Genomic DNA, 20,716 nt, shown 5'->3' with positions numbered 1-20,716 from the left:
GGCACCAGCCACGGCCCGAGCGGGTTGAACGTCTCGCAGCACTTGCCCTTCGACCACTGGCCGCCGGAATGCTCCATCTGATACGCGCGCTCGGACACGTCATTGGCGATCGCATACCCGGCGATATGCGCTTCGGCGTCCTCCGGTGAGGCGAGGTAGGCGGCGCGCTGACCGATGACCACGGCGAGCTCCACCTCCCAGTCCACCTTCGTCGCACCGGGCGGCACGCGGATCTCGTCGTCCGGGCCGACCACGGTGTTCGGGTGCTTGAAGAAGACCACCGGAGCCGTGGGCGGGGCGGCGCCGGTCTCTGCCGCGTGCGCGGCGTAGTTCATCCCGATACAGACCACCGCGGACGGTCGCGTGATGGGCGCCGCGACCCGCAGTCCGCGGGCGTCGAGGCGGGGCAGTCGTCCCGCGGCGAGGGCGTCGCGGGCGCGCTCGATCCCGCCGCCGGCGAGGAACGCGCCGTCGATGTCCGCAGTGAGCGGCGTCAGGTCGAAGACCGCGTCCTCGTCGTCGCGGACCGCAGGCCGCTCGTGGCCCACCTGGCCCAGGCGCATCAGCTTCACAGAACACTCCCGTTCGATCGTGGATCAAGGGGTGGATCCGTCTCCGCCAGCAGCGCCGCAACCCGCGTACTGGTCGCGGTGAGGTGACGCCGGACGAGCTCCTCCAGCTCGTCGGCGGCGCCGGCACGGGTCAGCCTCACGATGTCGAGGTGGTCCTGCCGCGCCCTCCCAGCGAGGCCGGCGTCGAAGGCGAGCGCGAAGCGCACGTAAGGCTCGGACTGCACGCGCAGTATGCGGACCAGCGCCTCGAGCCGAGGACGCCCGCTGCCCGCTGCCAGGCACAGGTGGAACGCCTCGTGGCGGGCCAGCCAGTCGAGCCCGGGGGCGGCGTCGTTCAGCACGCGGCCGGCCGCGTCGAGACGCTCGACGAACTCCTCGTCGGCAGCGGTGCAGGCCAACCGGGCGGCCAGGCCCTCCAGCGGGCCACGGATCTCGTAGATCTCGAGCAGGTCGGCGGCGGAGGGCCGGAAGACGTGCGCGGTGCGGTTGCCGTTCTTCACAAGCAGACCCTCGGCGACGAGCCGGCCCACGGCCTCACGGACCGGGGTACGGCTCACACGGAGCCGCTGCGCGAGGTCGTGCTCGCGGACGGGCGCACCGCCTGCGAGTTGACCCCCGAGAATCTCCGCGCGCAGGGTCGAGACGACGCGCTCGGTCGCACTCCGCGGTTCCGGTCCTGCTTGCATCCGACCTCCTGGGCCAGATTGCACACTACATTGCATGCAACTTGGATCCAGGTCGCGTTAACGGCTGACTCACGCCCGGCTGAGACGCTCCGCTCCCGGTTCCGGGACATACCGGTGCCGATCTCGACGGGAGGTGGTTCGGCGTGGGCAGGATCGCCGAGGTGGCCGGTGCCGGTCTGGGTGGGCTCGCCGTCGCGACCGCGCTCGCACGGCGCGGCTGGCAGGTCCGCGTGCACGAGCGGGCGTCGGAGCTGCGGATGTTCGGAGCGGGGATCTGGCTCTGGGAGAACGGGCTGCGCTCGCTGCGCCGCATCGGCGCCGAGGAGCAGGCGGTGTGCAACGCCAAGCAGATCAGGGAATGGGCGGTCGTCGACCAGAGCGGGGCCGACCTGTTCCGCCGCGCGTTCACCGACGAGGACACGATGGTCCTCCCGGTGCGCGCCGACCTCTACCAGGCGCTCATCGACGCGGCGACGGCCGCGGGCGTCACGATCGTTCCCGGGTCGCCGGTGGCGAGCGCCGAACCCGACGGCATCCTGTTCCTCGCCGACGGCACCCGGCTCACGGCCGACCTCGTGGTGGCGGCCGACGGCGCGCACTCCCGGATCCGGGAGTCGCTGCTGCTCACCGACCGCATCTCGTACCTGCGTGAGGGCTACATCCGGCTGCTGGTCCCGAGGCTCCCAGGTGACGAGGAGGCGGTGATCACCGAGGCATGGCACGGCTCACGGCGCTTCCTGTACTGCCCGTCGTCGGACGAGCAGCACTACCTCGCGTTCTCCTGCCTGGTCGACGACCGGCGCGGTCGGGCCGTCCCGGTGGACCGCGACACCTGGAAGGAGACGTTCCCGATGTTCGCGGGGATGATCGACCGGATCGGCGGCGACGGCCGGTGGGACCGCGGGATGACGGTCACCTGCCGGTCGTGGTCCGACGGCAGGGTCGTGCTCGTCGGGGACGCGGCGCACGCGATGGCGCCCAACCTCGCGCAGGGCGCCAACATGACCTTCACCAATGCGGTCTCGCTGGCCGCGGCGGTGACCGACGCGCAGGACGTGCCAGCGGCGCTACGCAGGTGGGAGGACCGCGAGCGGGGGCTCACCGACCACGTGCAGCGCTGGAGTCACGGCTACGGATGGGTGGTCAGCAGATGGCCGGAGAATCTCACCGGGGCGCGAACGAGGTTCCTGCAGTTCGCGACGGGCCTGCCGTGGGTGGACCGGCAGCTCAACCTGGCCGCCCGCCACGTCCCCGCCGGGAGTCGGTCGTGACCGGGGACGGCGGCGCTGCGATCAGCGGGATGAACCCGCGCAAGTCGATCATCGACGTGCCCGGCACCCCACCGCCGTTCCGGCCCTACTACTCCAACGCCGTGCGCGTCTCGGCCGGGGACCTCCTCTACGTCTCCGGCCAGGTCGCGTGGGACGACCAGGGCCGTGTCGTCGGCGTCGGGGACGGGCCTGCCCAGGCCCGACAGGCATTCGACAACGTCGGCAGGGTGCTCGTCGCGCACGGAGCGAGTTGGCAGGACGTGCTGAAGGTGACCGTGTTCGTCACGGAGTTCGAGTGGTTCGACGAGCTCAGCGCGCTGCGCGAACGGCTGTTCCCCGAGCACGGGCCGGCCAGCACGATCGTGCGGGTGGCCGGGCTGGTCCAGCCGGAGCTCCTCATCGAGGTCGAGGCCGTGGTGGCGGTCGGCGGCCCGCGGTGAGCGGCTGCGGGTTCTGTACCGGCACGCGTTGCTCATGGCGGTCCCCGCCGACCTGCCGCCCGAACTGCGCGGAGCGGCCCTGCGGGGGCTGCGGCCGAGCCGGCCGAGGCCGCCTCGGTAGCCGCACGCATCCGGACACTCTCCTGCCGGGCCGAGGCGAGGGCTCGGCGCCGCAACGAACGGCGCTCTCGTCCGATGTGTTCGGACGGAGCACCGTTCGTCCACTGCGCGGGGCGCGCGTCAGCCGGGGATCCCGGCCACCGCCTCGATCTCCACCAGCATCCCGGGCACCACCAGTGCGCTGATCTGCACCAGGGTGCTGGCGGGATAGGAGTCCCCGAAGTACTCGCGGCGCACGTCGTTGACCTTCGCGCGGTCGTTCACGTCGATCAGGTACACCGTCACCTTGAGGACGTCGGCGAAGCTCGCCCCGGCGTGGGCGAGCGCCTTCCCGAGGTTGACGTGCACCTGCCGGGCCTGCGCGACGACGTCACCCTCGCCGACGAGGCGGTCGTCCCCGTCGAGCGGGGCCACGCCGGAGACGAACAACAGGTCCCCGAACCGGACCGCGTCGGTGTAGTGGCTCAACGGTGCGGGCAGCCCCGGTACCCGCATCTCCTCGCGCTGGGTCGCGCTCATCCTGCGTTCCTCTCATCGTTGCGGCCGCGGACGGATGCCCGCGGCTGTTCGAAGTGCGGCCGTTCCAGACGGGCGACCACCCCGGCCAGCGACTCGACGCTGGAGAAGTCGAGGTAGTCGTCGATGTGGGGCCACACCGTGCGCAGGCCGGTGACCTGCGGGCGATAGCCGGTGGCGGCGGCGTGCGGGTCGAGCCAGATCAGCCGCCCGACCTGGCCGCGCAGCCGCGCCGCCTCGCGGGCGAGCAGGTCGTCGTCGCCGACGTCCCACCCGTCGCTCAGCACGATGGCCGTGGTGCCGGGCGCGAGTGCGCCGCGGGCCTCCAGCGCGCCGGTGAACCCGTACAGGCAGTGCCCGATCCGGGTGCCCCCCGCGAGGGACACCGAGCGTTGCTCCAGCCAGGCCAGCGCGGCGGCCAGCGGCATCCGGCGGAACACGTCGGTGACGGTCGCGACCTCGACGTTGAAGATCGCCGACTCGACGGAGCGAACCGCCTTCGTCAACGCGTGCACGAACGACAGGAACAGCGGCGTGTAAGGCTGCATCGACGTGCTGAGGTCGCACAACACCACAAGCCGGGCCCGCTCCCGGCGCTCGCGCGAGCGCCGCAGGTCGGCGATCTCGCCCCCGAAACGCAGGTTGTGTCGCATGCTCTCCCGGATGTCGACGACGTCGCCGCGCCCGTCGGGACGGCGCCGACGGCTCCGAGCGGTGCCCAGCGCCCGCGCGCAGCGGCGGGCGAGCTCGTCGACTCGGGGGTCACGTGGCGCCACCGCCGCGGACGCCCGCCGGCCGGTGCCGGTGCTGCTCCACGTCGCGCGGCGCGTCGAGCCGTCCACCCGGCCTGCCCCGCCGCCGACGGCCGCCGCGTCGATCCCGTCCGACCGCCCCTCCCCCGACGACTCCTCGTCCCCGCCGCCCGACTCGTCGACCAACCCGAGCACCTCGGGCGGATCGGCGGCGAAGAACACCGGGAAGACCACGTCGACGATCGCGGCCTCCGCGGCCGAGGCGGCCATGGCGGCGCGCAGCCCGGCGTGCAGGTCCGTCCGGCGCTCCGGTTCCAGCGCGTCGGCGACCCGTACGGCACGCAGCACGGCCGCCAGCGGCACCGGGACGCCCACGTCGCGCAGCAGAGCGCCGAACAGCGCGACGTCGCGGCCGAGGTCACCGGTGCGCCGCCGGCGGCGGTCCCGCGCCGCGGCAACGAGGGGATGCGCCGCGCCGGGAGGCTCACGTGTCATCAGGCCGTGCGCCCGTCCGCGAGCAGCCCGAACTCGCGGTATACGGCCTCGCCGTCGCGGCCGCGGAACAGCGCCATGTCCTCGCTGTCCTTGAGAAGGCAGCCCAGCGTGTCCTCGACGCGGTCGCGGTCCAGGTCGGTGGCACCGAACAGGGTGAGCGCGCGCAGCCAGTCGATCGTCTCCGACACCCCGGGCGCCTTGCGGTAGTAGCCGGCGCGCAGCCGCTGCACGAGCAGGCAGCCGCGCTGCACAAGCCGGTCGGACGCCTCGGGCAGCCGGGTCCGCACGATCTCGATCTCCCGCTCCAGGCTGGGGAACCCGATCCAGTGGTAGAGGCAGCGCCGTCGCAGGGCGTCGGACAGTGCCCGCGTCCGGTTGGCGGTGAGCACGATCGTGGGCCGCCGCTCCGCGCGGATCGTGCCGAGCTCCGGGATCGTCACCTGGAACTGCGACAACAGCTCGAGCAGCAGCGCCTCGAACTCCTCGTCGGCGCGGTCCACCTCGTCGATCAGCAGCAGCACCGGCCGGTCGTCGGTGGGCCAGATAGCCTCCAGCAGGGGCCGCCGGAGCAGGAACTCCGAGGAGAAGATCCGCGACCGCAGCTCGGCGCCACCCCGCCCGTCGGCCTCGCCGAGGCGGATGTCGAGGAGCTGACGGGCGTAGTCCCACTCGTAGAGTGCATGGTGGGCCGAGAGGCCCTCGTAGCACTGCAGCCGCACCAGCCGTGCGCCGCCGGCCGCAGCGAGCGCCTCGGCCACCGCCGTCTTGCCGACCCCGGGCTCGCCCTCCAGCAGGACGGGGAGCTCGAGCTGCCGCGCCAGATGCAGCACTGTGGCCAGCGGTCGGTCGGCGATGTAGCCCCGGCCCGCCAGATCGGCGGCGAGGTCGGCCACCAGGTCAGCCATCGGCGGCGGCGGGCTCGCGCATCTGCTCGGCGGCCTCCATCGCAGCGTCCACGATGTGCTGGTAGCCGGTACAGCGACACAGGTTGCCCGCGATCGCGCCGCGGACGTCCTCCCGGGTCGGGTCGGGGTTGTCCTCCAGATAGTCCTTGAGCACCATCAGCATCCCCGGCGTGCAGAACCCGCACTGCAGGGCGTGGCACTTGTGGAACGCGGCCTGCAGCGGGTGCAGGTCCTCGTTCTGCGCACCGAGAGCGTCGAGCGGGCGGTACATCCCGGCGAGGCTCTGCGTGGTGATGTGCTCCATCGGAGCCACCCGCTGCGGCGCCAGCCCCTCCACGGTCGTGACGCTGCGCCCCGCCGCCTGCACGGCCAGCACGTTGCAGGACTTCACGATGTCGCCGTCGACCTCCACCGAGCAGCAGCCGCAGCGCGCCTCCAGACAGCCGTTGTGCGTGCCGGTGAACCCACCCACGTCGCGAATGAAGTCCAGCAGCAGCGTCCGCTCGTCGATCTCCGCGGTGACGTCCCTGCCGTTGATCGTCATGGTGATGGTCTGCACAGCTCAGCTCCCCGCTGCCGTGTTCGTCGCTGACGTGTCCTGGGCTCTCGCGATCGCCCGGGTGACGAGCACACGCGCGAGCTCCCGTTGGTAGCGGCGCAGCTGCGTGGTGGCCCGCGATTCGGGCATCAGCTCGTCGGCGGCTCGCCTGCCGGCATCAGCGCTGTCACCGTCGGCCATCACCGTCGGTGCGGGATGTACCGCGCCCACAGTGATCCGGCGGGTGCCGTTCGGGCGCACCGCGCACACCGCCGAGACGACGGCGGCCTCGAAGACCCGGTGCCGGAACTTCTCGAACGCCACGCCTGTGTATACCGGCAGCGCCGGAACCCGGATCGTCGTGAGGATCTCCCCGGGCGCCAGCACGGTGCCGCCGTCGGGCAGGAAGAACTCCGCGGCCGGGATGGCGCGGGCCCCGCCCGGGCCGACGACATCGAGCTCGGCGCCGAGGCCGACGACGAGGGTGACCATGTCGAAGCGCGGATCGGCCGCGCACAGCGCGCCGCCGATCGTGCCCATCGTGCGCACCGGCCGGTCAGCGAGGTCGCCCGCGACGGCGGCGATCTCGGCGTGCCACCCCGGCAGCCGCGCCCCGGCGAGCGCCGCGTAGGTCGTCGCGGCGCCGATCTCCAGGACGCCGGAGCCGGTGTGGCGCACGCCGCGCAGATCCGCCACCTCGGCGAGCGAGATCAGCGCCGACGGGCGGGCGAGGCGCTCCTTCATGGCGAGCAGCAGCGTCTGGCCACCGGCGATCACGGTCGCGCCGGGGCCGAGCCGCTCCAGCAGGTCGACGGCCTCACCCAGCCCCTGCGGGGAGTGGAAGGTGAAGGGCTTCACAGCAGCAGGTCTCCTTCGTCGGACCCGGTCGGCTCGGGCCAGTCCTCCGGCGAGCGCGGTCCGGTGAACTCGGGCATGTCGTCGGGGTAGCGCAGGGACGCGACGCCCTGGCGCTCCTTCTCCCTCAGAGCGAGCAGCATCCGGTCCGGCGTGATCGGGAGCGCGGTGAAGCGCACGCCCGTGGCGTCGTACACGGCGTTGCCGATGGCGGCGGGCACCGGGCCCGTGCCGGACTCGCCCGCGCCCTTCTGCCCGCCGGGGATGGTCAGCGACGGGGCGGGGATCTCGAACATCTTCGTGAGCTCAGGCACCTCGGTGGCGTACGGCGCGCGGTAGCCGGCGAAGCTCGCGTTCTGCATGCGGCCCTGGTCGTCGTAGACGTAGTCCTCGCCCAGCGCCATCCCGATGCCCATGAGGAACCCGCCCTGGTGCTGCCCCTCGACGATCAGCGGGTTGATCACCACGCCGGTGTCATGGGCCATCGCGTAGTCCAGGACGGTGATCCGGCCGGTGTCGGGGTCGACGCGCACCAGTGCGGCGTGCGCCGCCCCGGAATAGGTGACCGACAGGTTCCCCGAGCCGTCGGGGTTCTCCCGGTCGGTGGGCGTGTCGTAGGTGGACACCGCTTCCAGCGTCGGCTCGAACCCCGGCGGCAGTTGGTGCGTGCGGTAGGCCGCGTACCCGGCGAGGTTCTCCATGTAGAGCCCACTGTCGGGCAGGCCGCGCACGTGCACCCGGTCGTTGCCCGTCTGCAGGTCCTCCGGGTTGGCCTCCAGGACGTGCGCGGCGATGGCGACGACCTTCTCGCGCAGCCGCTCCGCCGCCTGCCGGCACGCCGTGCCCAGCACTGCCGCTGCCCGGCTGGCGAAGGTGCCCAGTCCGAACGGCGACGTGGCGCTGTCCGGCGGGGCCAGGGCGATCTTCTCGAACCCGACGCCCAGCACGTCACTGACGATCTGGGCCAGGAACGTCGCGTGGCCCTGGCCGTGCGACACGTCGCTGGAGAAGATCGTGACGGTGCCGTCGGTCTCCAGCCGCAGCCGCACGGCCGACAGGTCGGTGTCGAACGAGGGGTGCCGGCAGCTCGTGTACTTCATCGACACCGCGAGCCCCACGCCCTCGTACGGCACCGGCTCGGCCTTGCGCTGCTTCCAGTCGATCGCCTCGGCGCTGCGATGCAGGCACTCGTGGATCGTGGTGCTGTCGATCACCTGACCCATCGGCGTGACGAACGGGAACGTCTCCGGCCGGATCACGTTGCGCGCCCGCAGCTCCAGCGGATCCATGCCCAGTCGCTCGGCGGCCAGGTCGACGAGCTGCTCCTTGGCCCACAGCGTCTGCGGGATCCCGAAGCCGCGCAGCGGACCCGCCGGCGCGGTGTTGGTGTGCACGATGTCGGCGTCGATGTGGATGTTCGGGATCGGGTAGGGCAGCATCCCCACGTTCGTGCCGATGTGGATCACCTGGTTACCCCACAGGGACTGCGCGCCGCAGTCGTGCACGATGTAGTCGCGGTAGCCGGTGATCGTGCCGTCGCGGGTCAGTGACATCTCCGCGTAGTGCACCTGGCCGGTGCGGGCGGTGCCCGCCCGGAAGATCTCGCCGCGGCCCAGGACCAGGTGCACCGGGCGGCCGAGCTGCATCGACAGCACCGAGGCGATCACCTCGTGCGCGAACATCTGCGCCTTCGAGCCGAAGCCCGCCCCGACCTGCGGGATGATCACCCGGACACGGTTGCGGGGGATCTGCAGCGTGTCGGCAAGGATGTCGCGGACCATGAAGATCGACTGCGTGGACGAGTAGATCGTCAGCACGCCGGTGAACGAGTCGTAGCTCGCCACGCAGCCGTGCGGGTCCAGCGCAGCGCCGGCCTGCCGGTTGGTGCTGAACCGCTGGCGCACCACCACGTCGGCCTCGTCCGAGGCGGCCCCGGCGTCGCCGATCCGCACGCGGTACCGGTCGAAGACGTTGCCCTCGCCGAACTCGTAGTTGATGCCCTCCTGGATCAGCGGCGAGGCGGGGTCCAGCGCCTTCTCGGGGTCGACGATCACCGGAAGGTCGTCGTAGTCGACCTCGATCGCCTCGAGGGCGTCGAGCGCTTCGTACTTGCTGTCGGCGACGACGGCGGCCAGCTCCTGGCCCTCGTAGAGGATCTTGTCGGTGGCGAACGGGAAGTGGTCACCGACCAGCAGGTCCTGCATCATGTCGCCCCACGGCTTGATCTTGCCGAGGAGGTCGCGGCCGCACAGCACCCCGTGCACGCCGGGGCTCGCCAGCGCCGCCGTGAGATCCACGCCGCGAAGCCGGGCGTGCGCCACGTCGCTGCGAAGGATCTTCGCGTACAGCATGCCGGGCAGCCGGATGTCGTCGATGAACCGCGCCGTGCCCGTGAGCAGGGCCAGGTCCTCGGTGCGCGGCACCGAGGTGCCTACGAGCTTGCGCCCCGAGCCTGGCTCACGCGCGGACAGGGCCCCGGTGGCCGGAAGGGTCTCGGTCATTGCATGCCTCTCCACGCTCACCAGGTCAGATAGGAGATCGCCGCGAGCATCCGGCGGCGTTCGGTCTCGTTGCCGCGGATCTTGATCCGGCCGGCGATGGACTCGATGGCGGCCGTGCTCTCGTCGTAGTAGATCCGCTGCATCGTGTCCGAGAGCATCGTGGCGAGGATCCGCGGGCGCTCCGGCAGGCCGTTGGAGACGCTGAGCACGCGCCCCTCGTCGATGAGGACCGTGAAGTCCTCCTTGACGTCGGGCATCCGCACGACCAGTGGCCAGTCCCGCCACTTCTTCACGGCCGCGACGGTGTCGGGGTTCGCGTTCCACTTGCGGAAGTAGTACCCCTCCAGGATGTCGCGCAGGTACTCCCCGCTGACCTCGTCGGGGCGCGGGAGATGCTCGTGTCCCCCGGCTGCCGTGGCTTCCTGCGTCATCGTCCTACCCCTGTTCCCCTGTGTGTGCGGTCGCAGCGTGTCCGGCACCGACCGGGTTGTGCCGCGCCGCCTTGTTGAGCTGCCGGTCCACCCACGGCACCCTGGTGGCGAGCTCCAGGACCTGGCTGCGGCGGGAGGCGAAGCGCTGCGGCCACGCGCTGGCCGCCCGGCCGTAGAGGTCGGTCCAGCGCTGCACGTGATCGGTGAGGGGGCGCTCGCCCCGCTCCCAGTTGACCAGCGCCGTAGGAACGTCATCGGACGCGTCCAGATAGGTCGCGAGCGAGAGGGCGTTCTGGAACGTCAGGTTCGCACCCTGGCCGAGGTTGGGGGGCTGCGCATGAGCGGCGTCACCGACCACCGCGGCGCTGCCCCGCGACCAGGCCCGGCACGTCACCCGCATCGCCCGGTCCCAGCGGCCGACCTCGCCGATCCGCTCGATGATCCCCTCCAGCTGGGGGAAGGACTCCAGCCAGGTGTCGGTGTCGACGGGCACCCGCCGTCCCGCCTCGTCGTCCACGTTGCAGCACAGGCACACGTAGTTGACCTCGTCGGTGCACGGGTCGTAGAGGAGCCGTCGGGAGCCGTTCCAGTACTCGGTGATCTCCGTGGACGGGTCCTCGGGCCGGTTCGGGATCAACATCCGGGTGTACCCCTCGTCGAGGTAGTCGACGCGTTGCGTGAGCAGCATCGACTCCCGCACGCGGGAGAACACGCCGTCCGCGGCCACCACCAGGTCGGCCTTCCAGACCTTGCCGTCCTCGTCCTCGAGCTCACCGCGGGGATGGCCACCGACGATGACCGAGCCGGGCATGATGTCGACGTCGAGCTCGCGTGCCCTGGCGATCAGGGCGTCGTAGAGGTCGGCGCGCGGCGGCAGCAGCAGCCGGTCGGCTGCGCCGAACGTCCGATGCATGAGCGCCTTGCCCTCGGGGTCGCGGGCCACCAGCGTCTCGATCCGCTTCGCCCGCCGGGTGGCGGTCTGCTCCACGCCGAGGGCGGCGAGGGACTGCAGACCGTTCTCCCACAACCAGATGCCAGCGCCGAACATGCGCAGCTCGGCTGACCGCTCGTGGATCCGCACCCGCCAGCCTCGCTGCGCGAGCGCGATGCCGACGGCGAGGCCGCCGAGCCCCGCTCCGGCGATCTCCGCCTGCCTAGCTGTGGTCACTTCAGCGTCCTTCCTCGATCCGTCCGTGGGGCCGGCTGCCGGGTGAGTGCCCGGCAGCCGGCGGTGTCAGAGCCGCTCGGCGCTGGTGCGCCTGCGGAGGACCTGCTCGCGGTAGAACGCACCGCGCTTCGTGCGGGGCACCACCAACTTGTCGTAGAGCGTGATGACCAGCACCAGCAGGAACCAGCTGGCTGCGGCCTGCCAGTTCAGCGCGATGATCCCGATCGCGATCAGGGCGGTGTAGATCAGCAGGAAGACTGCAAGCGGCACGCCGTACTTGACCCTCAGCGGCCGGTCCAGGTCCTTGCGGGCCCGCATCCGCAGGTAGAACAGCGCCATCATGAAGTACAGCGTCACCGACCAGGTGGACAGCGCGGCCTGCACGAAGGCGAAATCGTTCCAGTACACGCCGATCAGGGCGAACGCGGCCAACACGATGAGGGCCACCCACGGCACCGAGCGCGAGGAGTACCGGCCGAAGACCCGCGGGAGCGCGCCCTGCTGGGCGTAGAGGGCGACGATCTTGCCCATGCCCATGAAGAAGACGCTCAGCGTGGTGTAGGTGGCGATGAGCATCGTCACCAGTGCCAGGTAGAACAGCGGGTGCGTGGTGGCCTCGCCGAACTTCGCCTGGATGACGCCGACGGTCGGCACCGGGAAGGCGATCAGTGCGGCCAGCGGCGCACTCGCGAGGATGGCCAGCGCCAGCGGCAGCTGCCGGCCCCACAGCTGCCACGCCGCGGACAGCAGCCCGACGTCGCGGGACCGGGCGAAGTCGCTCCACTCGTCGACCAGCACCTGTTGGACCTCGAGGATGCCGGCCATGATCCCGAGCCAGAGCCCGGCCACGGTGAACAGAGTCAGGAAGTCGACCGGCGTCGGGGATTCCCAGTTGGCCGACCAGGTGCCGCTGTCGGCCACCAACCACCAGATCCCGACCGCCAGCAGGACATCGCCCACCAGCGTGATCACCACGAGCACGGCCTGGACCTTGCCGGTGATCTGGCGCCCCATGAGGTTGAGCCCCAGCACGGGCAGGATCACCACGTAAGGCCAGATCCCCGTCGGCACGACCGGGAACAACAGGCCGAACAGACCCTGGGCCACCAGGAGCTCCAGCCACATGAACGCGCCGTAGACGGGGGCATAGAGGATGAAGTACGAGGTGCCGAGTGAGAACATCCCGGCTTCCCGCCCGTAGGACTGGATCGACCCGGGCTCCGGAACCGCCGTGATCATCTCGCGGTAGAGCCACCACGCGATGTTGATGACCAGTGCACCGGCCACGAAGCCGATGATGGTCCACTTGATGCCGTAGGAGCTGGCGATGTAGACGATCCAGGCCCATCCGGCGGTGAACAGCATCTCGCCGGTGCCCATCGCGGAAACGTCGAACCAGGACAGCGGTTTCTCGTCGACGAGTTCGAGATCGTCGAATTGCCCGTCGGGCACGTCCTTGCTGGTCGTCATGGCTGGTCACCCCGGTGCGTGTCGGTGGGATCGGTGTGGGACGGGGGTTGCGTGTGAACTGCGCTTGCACTCGCGCTCTGTCGACGGCCGGGGATGGCCATCAGCACAACCGGGCGGACGTCTCCCGGTGCTGGAGGTCCGCCACGAGGTCCTCGGCGTCGCTCGCGTCGAGCTCGCCGTTGCCCGTTTCGTGGGCGTCACCGTTCCCGGCCTCGCCCGGTTCGCCGTACACGAGGTCGTAGGTGAGGTCGGTGACCGAGTAGGCCTGACCGCGGTCGTGTGGCCAGCTGCGCCGCAAGGCCGTCTCGTCGAACACCTGCACGACCCCGCCCTTGACGACGGTCTCGATCCGGCGCTTGTCCTGCAGAACCTTGATGTCGGCCACCGGGTCGCCGTCGACGACGATGATGTCGGCGAGCATCCCCGGCACGATCGCGCCGACCTGGCCGTCGAGGCCGAGCATGAGAGCCCCGTGCTGGGTACCCGCCTGGATCGCCTCCAGCGAGGACATCCCGGCGTAGGTCATGAGCAGCTCGAGCTCCCGGGCATGCCACTCGCCGTAGGGGGCCACGGAGAAGCCGGTGTCGGTGCCCATCGCCATCTTCACGCCGGCCTGGTGGGCGCGGTGCAGGCTGTCGCCGGTCTGGTCGAGCATCCGGGCCATGCCGTCGCGCATCGGCGCGGGGGCGAGGACCTTCGGGCCGAAGTCGACGATGTTGGCCAGCAGCAGCAGCGTGGGAACCAGCGGTGTGCCCGACTCCGCGAGCCGCGAGATCGTCGCGTCGCTCATCACGTTGCCGTGCATGATCCAGTCGATGCCCGCGCGCACTGCGGCGTCGACCTCGGACGAGCCGCGGGCGTGGATCGTCACCTTCTTGCCCAGCTGGTGAGCCAGGTCCGCGACGATCTTCATCTCGTCGTCGGTGAACGCCTGGTAGGTGCCGTAGGGGCTGTCCGCGAGCTTGATCAGGTCCACGCCGTTCTTGACCTGCCGGCGCACCTCGTCCTTCATGCCGTCGACCGTGTTGTGCAGGACGCCGATGGAACCCTCCGGCACCCCGACCGAGTCGGGATACCAGTCGGTGAGGCTGTTGCTGGTGCTCAGGTAGCGCCCGGCCGAGGTCATCCGGGGGCCCTGCACGATGCCGTCGTTGATCGCCTCGCGCAGCCCGACGCCGATGTAGTAGCTGCCGCCGGGCTGGGAGATCCCGGTGACGCCGGCGCGCAGCACCTTCTGGGCGTGGAACGCGGCCTTGAGGGTGCGCAGCTCCGGGCTGGTGTAGAGGTCGATCTCCTCCTCGCTGCGGCTCTCGCCGTAGGTCATGTGGCAGTGAGCGTCGATGAGGCCGGGCAGGACGTGCTTCCCCGTCGCGTCGATCCGGGTCAGCCGCTCGCCGCGCGGGACCGCGTCGGCGTTCGCCTCCGCCCCGATCTTGACGATGCGGTCCCCTTCCACGAGGACGGACGTACCGGCCGCGGCCGGTGCGCCCGTGCCGTCGACGACGGTCCCGTTCTCGATGAGCAACCACGATGAGGCCATCGCGTACGTCCTCCCGGATTCCGCTGGTTGGGCTGTGGGGGGAGAGTGCGCCGCGGGCGTGAATCCGACCGAAATCGCGGGACTCAGCGGCGGAGATCCCGTAACAGCTGGACGGTGGTGGGGGTGGGCTGGGTCCCGAGCTCTGTCAGGGCCCGTTCACAGGACCGGTACGCCGAGACCACCCGCTCCTGATCGCCCGCCGCGTCGGCGATGCGCATCTCCAGGCGCCACGCCGACTCGCGGAAGGGATCGGCACGCAGTACATCCGCGACCAGCCGGGCGGCCTGCCGGTAGTGCCCGGTGGCGAAGGCGATCTCGGCCGCGTCATGGCGTGCCTCCTGCACCACCGACGCAAGATGGCGGCGGCGCTCCTCCGCCCACGAGCTCACGACGCCTGGCAGGTAGTCGCCCCGGTCGGCGATCTCGAGGGCGTGCAGCAACGTCTGCAGACGATCCTGGCCCCGCATGCTGGCGGCCTGTCGCAGCAACGTGGAGAGGCGCTCGGACTCCGTGGTCACCCGCACCCCGGTCCCGAGAGCCACGCGACCCGCGGCTGCGTCGGAGCGCAGGACGTCCGGTACGGCGCGCCGCAACCGGAGCACGGCCTGCCGCAGATAGGAGCCCGCCGCATCGTCGCCTCGGCCCTCGAACAGGATCTCCAGCAGCTCGTGACGGTGCACGCCCTCCCGGCCGCTGTTGGCGAGGAAGACGAGCAGCTCGTAGCTCTTCTTGAGCCTCAGCGCCACGTCCTCTCCGTTGACCATGACGGCCGCCCGCCCGAACTCGACGACGTGCACCGACGCCGCGAGGACGTCCCCGAGTTCGACACCGAGCACCATGAGGGCACGGCCGAGCTCGTGCCACGGCGAGTCGCCGCGGCTCTCGATGTCCAGGCGCCGCGACAGCACGGCCGGGAACTCGGAGAGTGCCAGCAGCAACAGATGGTTGGAGCCCTGCTGCTCCGCGGCCAGCAGCGCGAGACTCGCCGCGTCGTCGGCGGCCTGCTCCTCCCCCAGGCGCCACTGGGCTTCCGCCAGGTAGACCGCGGCCGTGGGGATCCACAGGATCCGCCCGCCGCGCTGCATTCCGGCGGTCGCCTCGGCCAGGCAGTCGCGTGCGCGCTCGTCCTCGCCCTCCATCAGCAGGGCCGCCCCGAGCAGCGTGCCGGCGTGCTCGGCGATGTTGGCGTAGCCCTGCCCGATCGGGTGCTGTGCGACCACGCGCAGGAGAGCGCGCGCGGCGCCGGGATCGCGGCGCAGCCGCAGTAGCAGCTCGGCCTCGGTGAGCAGGCTGGCCATCCGGAACAGCTCCGACCCGCTCGCCGTGACGCGCTCGCGGCCCGCCCCGAGCAGGCGCCAGGCGCTGTCCTGCTCGCCGAGCTCGGCCATCAGCTTCGGCCCGATCACGGCGGCGAGCCACACACCCTGCTCGTGGGTGCCCTCCAAGCGCTGGTAGAGCTCGAAACCCTGCTCGGTGTGACCGGTGGCGAGCAGCGCGCCGACCCGCCATGACTCGGCGGCCTTGACCGCCCACGGGGAGGAGGGCGTCTCGGCGAGCAGGCTCAGCCGCCCGAGGTCGTAGTGGGTGCGCATGACCAGCGCGTCGAACGGGCCGCCGGTGAGGGAACCGGCGGGCGCGTCGGCGCTCGGCACGATGTCCTCGACCGTCAGCATCGCGTAGCGCATGGCGTCGAGCTCGTCGCCCGGTCGGCCGGTCTGCAGGACCGTGTGGATGTCGGCGAGCCGTCCGGCGTGCAGGTAGCACCAGGCCATCAGGCTCGCGGCACGGCTGGACGCGCGCGCGATCTTGTCGCGGCGCCCGGCCGCGGCGAGGGCGTCGGCCAGTTCGACACCACGCCCGTAGTCCTCCCGTGCCAGTGCCAGCATCAGTTCGGCGACCACCAGCCCGAGCCGCCCCTCACCGCGCACCGGCGCGACCCGCTGCAGCCACCGCTCGGCCAGCGCGAAGTCGGTGCGCTCGATGACGCTGCCGATCACCCGCTCCACGACCTCGACGGCCTCGTCGAGAACGCCCGCGGCGAGAAACTCCTCCAGCGCCTCCTCGTCGTGCCCGAGCCCCACGAGGAGGCGTCCGTACGCATGGCGCAGCTCTCGCACCTCCCGGTCGCTGCGTCGCGTCAGCAGCTCCAGCAGGTACTCACGGAACCGGGGATGGCAGCGCATCGCCTTCCCGTCCCGGTCCCATGCCACCGGAAGCCTGCGGGTGCGCAGCCCGGGTAGCCGCACAGCCGCGTCCGACAGACCGAGCAGCTCGGCGGCGCCCGCCGTGACCTCCTTGAGCAGGGCCGTCGAGACGAGGAAGTCGCGATCAGAGGGCGGGAGCTGGGCGAGGATCTGTGTGGCCAGGTAGCCGTGCAGCGGGTCGGCCTCACCACCGACCCCGATGACGTGGTCGGCGGAGCGCCAGGCCTCGAAGAGCACACCGGTCACCCAGCCACCGGTCTCCACGATCGCCTCGGCCGGGTCGATGTCCGGCCGGCCCGACAGCACGAGCGCGTCCGTCGCCTCCTGCACCGTGAATGCGAGGTCCTCCTCGCCCGCCGCGGCGACATAGGTCAGGAACGACGCTCCGGTCGAGGCGTCAAAGGGCAGCACCAGGCGGCTGATGATCACCAGGCGGGCCGTCGGCGGCAGGTACCGGGCGAACGACGCCACCACGGCCAGCGCCTGCGGCGCTTCGGCCAGCCGCTCGGCGTCGTCGAGCACGAGGAGCAGATTGCGCTCACCCACGGCCTCGGCGAGCATGCCCGCGACCTCGGCGTGCGGGAGCTGGGAGGCCAGCGCAGCGCTCGCCATCCCCTCCACCTCGGGCACCTGACTGGCGATCGCTGCCTCGAGGTAGGTGAGCAGACGGCCGGTGACCGCATCCGTCGCATCGACGCTCAACCAGGCGAGCGGGCGTCGCAGCTGCCGGGCGGCCTGCAGAACGGCGGTGGTCTTGCCCGCTCCGGCGGACGCGAGCACGCAGACCACCCGGTGCTGCTCGATCAGGCGACTGAGCAGCGACTCGATCCGCGGACGAGGAACCACCGTCGCCGCCACCGGCGGCGGTGTGATCTTGAGCTGGATGACCCGCATCACCGCACGCTCCGGCCCGGCGCGATCTCGTCCCGACAGTCGCGCGCTGCCCGCTGCGGCCGGGCGGCATCCACGCTGCTAGATCGGTGTCGCACCGCGGCACCCCCGCCTCGCTGTCGGGCCACCTCCCGGCACCCGCACGTCGGGAGCGGCCTGGCCGATTGGAGGGGATTGTTGCATGCAACCGAGCATGCAACGAGGATCACAGGCGTCGGTTCACGCCTTGCTCACGCCGCACTGAGACCGTCGACGGCCCGGCAGCGCCACAGCGGCGACAAAACGAGCCGGTCAGAGGCGAGGAGCCCCACATGCCCACGGTCCGCTCCGGGGACGTCGACATGTACTTCGAGGAGCGCGGGACCGGTGACCCGATCGTGTGGATCCCGGGTACCGGTCTCATCGGCTCGATGTGGGACACCCACCAGGTCTCCCGCTTCGCAGACCGGTACAGGTGCATCACCGTGGACCTGCGCGGCAGCGGCCGGACGGTCGGTGGCGACCTTCCGCCGACGGTCGCCGACCTCGCCCTCGACGTCGCCGGCCTGATGGACGCCCTGGACCTGCCGGCGGCGCACGTCGTCGGCCTGAGCCTCGGATCCGCCGTCACACAAGAGCTCGCCCTGCGTCGCCCGTCCCGGGTGCGCAGTGCCGTCCTCGCCGCCACGTGGTCGTCCACGACGCGCGAGCAGCACATGCGACGGCATTTCGACTCCCGGCTGTACGCGCTCGAGAACGGTCCGCTGGACGTCTACGCGCAGTTCGCGTTCTGGATGTCCGCGCCGAGCGTGATCGATGAGGAGCCCGAGCTGCAAGTGGCGGTGGAGCAGGAACTCCGGCGGCACATGTCCACGCGCATGGCCGGGACTGCTGCGCACTTCCGTGCCGACCTCACACACGAGACGACCGACCGGCTGCCCTCGATAGCCTGCCCCACCCTGGTGCTGCACGGTGACGAGGACCGGATCACGCTGCCGCGCTACAACGAAGCCGTAGCCGCACGGGTGCCCGGAGCCGTGCTCCGCCGGATCCCCCGGGCGGGTCACCTGCTCTGGCTGGAGCGACCCGCAGAGTTCAACAGGCACATAGCGGAGTTCCTCCAGACCGAAGCCGCGGACAACGCGGCATGAGGGTGACGGTTACCGGCCGGCGAAAGCACTCCCCCTTCCGTCGCGCGGTCCCACGCCTGGCCTGTCCTGGTCGGCTGAAATCGATCGGCTACGGGTAGTCGTCGCGGCGGTCGCGGTGTGAGCCCCGCCGGTCAGGCCGTCTCGGGGACCCGCAAGTGGGCGAGCGCCAGATCGAACTCGAATACTTCGATGACCTCACCGTTGGCTTCCCTGGCGCCCCGCTCGCGCACCACGGCCGCCAGATTGCGGGTGCGCCTCATCGCTTCGTGGCTATCGAAGGTCACCGAAGAAACGGCGTACCCCGATGAGCGGTCCACCATGAGGCTGGCGCTGCAGAAACCATCGAACTCCCGAATCTGCGGCAGCAGCACCATCTTGTACACGTCGGCGAAGTGGTCGGCCTGCTCGAGGTCCATCCGCACCCACGTGGTGCGGAGGCACGCGCCCGGGTTCGAGGTGTGGTCGCGGTGCAATACCGCGATCTCCCACTCGTCGACCTGCGGCCTACCGCCGAGGATCTCGGCAGCCCGGTCCCGAACCGGCCGCAACTGCTCCTCGCTGGCACGCATCGCCTCCGCCGCCCGCCATGCGGTCGTGACGATGCAGCGACCCGACGTGCGATCGACAAGCATGGACAGGCCGACGCATCCGTCCATCGCCATCAGCGTCGGCATGACCTCATCGCGGATGTGCGCGATCCCCGCGTCGATCGAGTCAGGATGTGCGAGGACTGTGGTGGAGCGCGCGTACACGATCCACCCCCTTCCGATCGGGGTAGAGCAGCCCGGCCGCGCGGCCGGTCGTCGCACACGTTTCCCGCGCCGTCCCCGTCTGGCAATGACCCGTTCGCAGCAGCGCTGGCGTCCAGGGCATCGAATACCTGGGCGGGGGCTGCGCGTGAACGGGAGCGGGATGGCGCCTCGAGTCCGAATTGTCGTGTCAGAGGGCCTCGACGTTGTCAGCTTGCGGCCCCTTCTGGCCCTGACCGAGCTCGAAGTAGACCCGTTGACCCTCCTCCAACGATCTGAAGCCGCCGCCGGTAATCGCCGAGTAGTGGACGAAGACATCCTTGCCGCCGTCGTCGGGGGTGATGAACCCGTAGCCCTTCTCCCCGTTGAACCACTTCACCGTGCCCTGAGCCATGTGACCTCCACCCTCACTCCCGTAGCGATCCCGTATGAACAGCGCAGACCGCGGTTCCGGTGATCCGTCCGAGGCCGGCCTGCCCCGGGCGGGGCGCCGGGCCTCACAGTGAGACGCTCCCCGCCCTGATCGCCTGGCTACCAGGGCGCCGAGCACTACGGCTGACGTTCAGCGTAGCCACGGACATACGCCGCGCCGAGCACATCGGCCCGATCGGGCTAGTGCGGGGCCGACGCAACTGCAAGCAAGTACTGAAAGCAGGAAGGGCCCTAGCCGATGCGAGGGCCCCTCCGCGACCGCCGGCGATCAGCTCGCGGCGGCAGCCTTCTTGCGCGGCCGACGCTTCGGCTTCACCTCGGCCTCGACAACCGTGGTCTCGATTTCCGCAGCCGCGGCAGGCGAACTCCCACGGTTCTCGTACGCCTCGATCACACTGGACGGGATCCGTCCGCGAGTGGACACCTCGTGACCGTTCGCGTTCGCCCAAGCGCGAATCGCCGCGGTTTCCTCACGAGGCCGCGCCGCACGAGCGGGGGCCTTCCGCCGCGTCGACACCGCCGGACCACCGCCGGCACGACGAGCACCACCGATGAACGGCGCAAACACATCGCGCAGCTCGGCCGCGTTCTTCTCGCTCAGGTCGATCTCGTAGGACTTGCCGTCGATACTGAAGGCGATCGACTCGGCGGCCTTGCCACCGTCGAGGTCATCGACCAGCTTGACCTCTGTGATCTGGGCCATCTTTCTTACTTCCGTCCATGCTTGTTCGGAGGGGACCTCTCCGATTCTCCACGAATTTGATGAGAAGTCGAGCCGACCCGCATTCACTCTCGTTGAGCCCTGGAGATCGTCCAGTGGCCCGGTAGCAGCGGGAGCGCTCCACCTCCCCGACTTCGGGCGACCGCCATGATCACGCCGAGCAGCCGTTCCTGCGCACCGGCAACACATCGGGCGGCTCAACGGGCGAAGCTCAGGCCCGGTGCTCGGCGATGTCCCGGGAACGGCGACCGCCAATCCCGGAAAGACCGCGTTATGAAGACACAGCCCCTCAGAGGTTTCGGCGGTCCCCCGGGCGCCGGAGCCGGAGG

19 protein-coding genes are annotated in these 20,716 nt (G+C 70.8%); 3 read left to right on the top strand and 16 right to left on the bottom strand.

Annotated features, from left to right (window positions below; all coding sequences use genetic code 11):
• A partial coding sequence (locus JWR81_RS09950; RefSeq protein ID WP_297649727.1) for a fumarylacetoacetate hydrolase family protein occupies positions 1–572 on the bottom strand: 572 nt, incomplete at its 3' end.
• On the bottom strand, positions 569–1,258 hold the full coding sequence (locus JWR81_RS09945; RefSeq protein WP_297649725.1) for a GntR family transcriptional regulator: 690 nt from the start codon (positions 1,256–1,258) through the stop codon (positions 569–571). The genes JWR81_RS09945 and JWR81_RS09950, both read right to left, overlap by 4 nt.
• A gap of 143 nt (positions 1,259–1,401) precedes the next feature.
• Between JWR81_RS09945 and JWR81_RS09940 the strand changes: the two genes are divergently transcribed.
• A complete protein-coding gene (locus JWR81_RS09940; RefSeq protein ID WP_297649723.1) occupies positions 1,402–2,529 on the top strand; it encodes an NAD(P)/FAD-dependent oxidoreductase in 1,128 nt (375 codons plus the stop codon).
• Positions 2,526–2,969 (top strand): RidA family protein, encoded by a 444-nt coding sequence (locus tag JWR81_RS09935; protein WP_297649721.1) that lies wholly within the window; start codon positions 2,526–2,528, stop codon positions 2,967–2,969. The genes JWR81_RS09940 and JWR81_RS09935 overlap by 4 nt, the downstream gene beginning before the upstream one ends.
• 240 nt (positions 2,970–3,209) lie before the next feature.
• On the opposite strand, the gene JWR81_RS09930 is transcribed toward JWR81_RS09935, so the two are convergent.
• From JWR81_RS09930 to JWR81_RS09880, 11 genes are all read right to left on the bottom strand, one after another.
• On the bottom strand, positions 3,210–3,608 hold the full coding sequence (locus tag JWR81_RS09930) for a RidA family protein (RefSeq protein WP_297649719.1): 399 nt from the start codon (positions 3,606–3,608) through the stop codon (positions 3,210–3,212).
• Positions 3,605–4,852, bottom strand: coding sequence for a VWA domain-containing protein (locus JWR81_RS09925; RefSeq protein ID WP_297649717.1), 1,248 nt, complete (start codon positions 4,850–4,852; stop codon positions 3,605–3,607). Before JWR81_RS09925 ends, JWR81_RS09930 begins: the two co-directional genes overlap by 4 nt.
• A complete protein-coding gene (locus JWR81_RS09920; protein WP_297649715.1) occupies positions 4,852–5,757 on the bottom strand; it encodes a MoxR family ATPase in 906 nt (301 codons plus the stop codon). The genes JWR81_RS09925 and JWR81_RS09920 overlap by 1 nt, the downstream gene beginning before the upstream one ends.
• On the bottom strand, positions 5,750–6,301 hold the full coding sequence (locus JWR81_RS09915; RefSeq protein WP_297649729.1) for a (2Fe-2S)-binding protein: 552 nt from the start codon (positions 6,299–6,301) through the stop codon (positions 5,750–5,752). The genes JWR81_RS09920 and JWR81_RS09915 overlap by 8 nt, the downstream gene beginning before the upstream one ends.
• Before the next feature lie 18 nt (positions 6,302–6,319).
• Positions 6,320–7,153: an FAD binding domain-containing protein gene (locus JWR81_RS09910; protein WP_297649713.1), complete on the bottom strand. Its 834-nt coding sequence runs from the start codon at positions 7,151–7,153 to the stop codon at positions 6,320–6,322.
• Positions 7,150–9,651 (bottom strand): xanthine dehydrogenase family protein molybdopterin-binding subunit, encoded by a 2,502-nt coding sequence (locus JWR81_RS09905; RefSeq protein ID WP_297649707.1) that lies wholly within the window; start codon positions 9,649–9,651, stop codon positions 7,150–7,152. Before JWR81_RS09905 ends, JWR81_RS09910 begins: the two co-directional genes overlap by 4 nt.
• A 17-nt stretch (positions 9,652–9,668) precedes the next feature.
• Positions 9,669–10,082, bottom strand: a complete 414-nt coding sequence (locus tag JWR81_RS09900; RefSeq protein WP_297649705.1) for a hypothetical protein — start codon at positions 10,080–10,082, stop codon at positions 9,669–9,671.
• 4 nt (positions 10,083–10,086) lie between these two features.
• Positions 10,087–11,250 carry an NAD(P)/FAD-dependent oxidoreductase gene (locus JWR81_RS09895; RefSeq protein WP_297649703.1) on the bottom strand — a complete coding sequence of 388 codons (1,164 nt, stop codon included), beginning with the start codon at positions 11,248–11,250 and terminating at the stop codon, positions 10,087–10,089.
• A 66-nt stretch (positions 11,251–11,316) separates the two neighbouring features.
• Positions 11,317–12,720, bottom strand: coding sequence for an APC family permease (locus tag JWR81_RS09890; RefSeq protein WP_297649701.1), 1,404 nt, complete (start codon positions 12,718–12,720; stop codon positions 11,317–11,319).
• Between the two features lie 100 nt (positions 12,721–12,820).
• The gene (locus JWR81_RS09885) at positions 12,821–14,260 is read right to left on the bottom strand and encodes an amidohydrolase family protein (protein WP_297649699.1); all 1,440 of its coding nucleotides are present in this window, start codon (positions 14,258–14,260) and stop codon (positions 12,821–12,823) included.
• Positions 14,261–14,343: 83 nt separating this feature from the next.
• Positions 14,344–17,358, bottom strand: coding sequence for a BTAD domain-containing putative transcriptional regulator (locus JWR81_RS09880; protein ID WP_297649697.1), 3,015 nt, complete (start codon positions 17,356–17,358; stop codon positions 14,344–14,346).
• A 308-nt stretch (positions 17,359–17,666) separates the two neighbouring features.
• Here JWR81_RS09880 and JWR81_RS09875 point away from each other — a divergent pair, with 308 nt between their 5' ends.
• Positions 17,667–18,485 carry an alpha/beta fold hydrolase gene (locus JWR81_RS09875; RefSeq protein ID WP_297649695.1) on the top strand — a complete coding sequence of 273 codons (819 nt, stop codon included), beginning with the start codon at positions 17,667–17,669 and terminating at the stop codon, positions 18,483–18,485.
• Between the two features lie 131 nt (positions 18,486–18,616).
• Here the strand turns inward: JWR81_RS09875 and JWR81_RS09870 are convergent, their stop codons facing one another.
• From JWR81_RS09870 to JWR81_RS09860, 3 genes are all read right to left on the bottom strand, one after another.
• On the bottom strand, positions 18,617–19,237 hold the full coding sequence (locus JWR81_RS09870) for a hypothetical protein (RefSeq protein ID WP_297649693.1): 621 nt from the start codon (positions 19,235–19,237) through the stop codon (positions 18,617–18,619).
• Positions 19,238–19,424: 187 nt separating this feature from the next.
• A complete protein-coding gene (locus JWR81_RS09865) occupies positions 19,425–19,628 on the bottom strand; it encodes a cold-shock protein (RefSeq protein WP_297649691.1) in 204 nt (67 codons plus the stop codon).
• A 306-nt stretch (positions 19,629–19,934) separates the two neighbouring features.
• On the bottom strand, positions 19,935–20,369 hold the full coding sequence (locus JWR81_RS09860; RefSeq protein ID WP_297649689.1) for an Lsr2 family protein: 435 nt from the start codon (positions 20,367–20,369) through the stop codon (positions 19,935–19,937).
• Between the last annotated feature and the right edge of the window lie 347 nt (positions 20,370–20,716).

The organism is Pseudonocardia sp. (genome assembly GCF_025965585.1).
Lineage (GTDB): Bacteria > Actinomycetota > Actinomycetes > Mycobacteriales > Pseudonocardiaceae > Pseudonocardia.
This window is presented reverse-complemented; position numbering and strand designations above follow the sequence as displayed.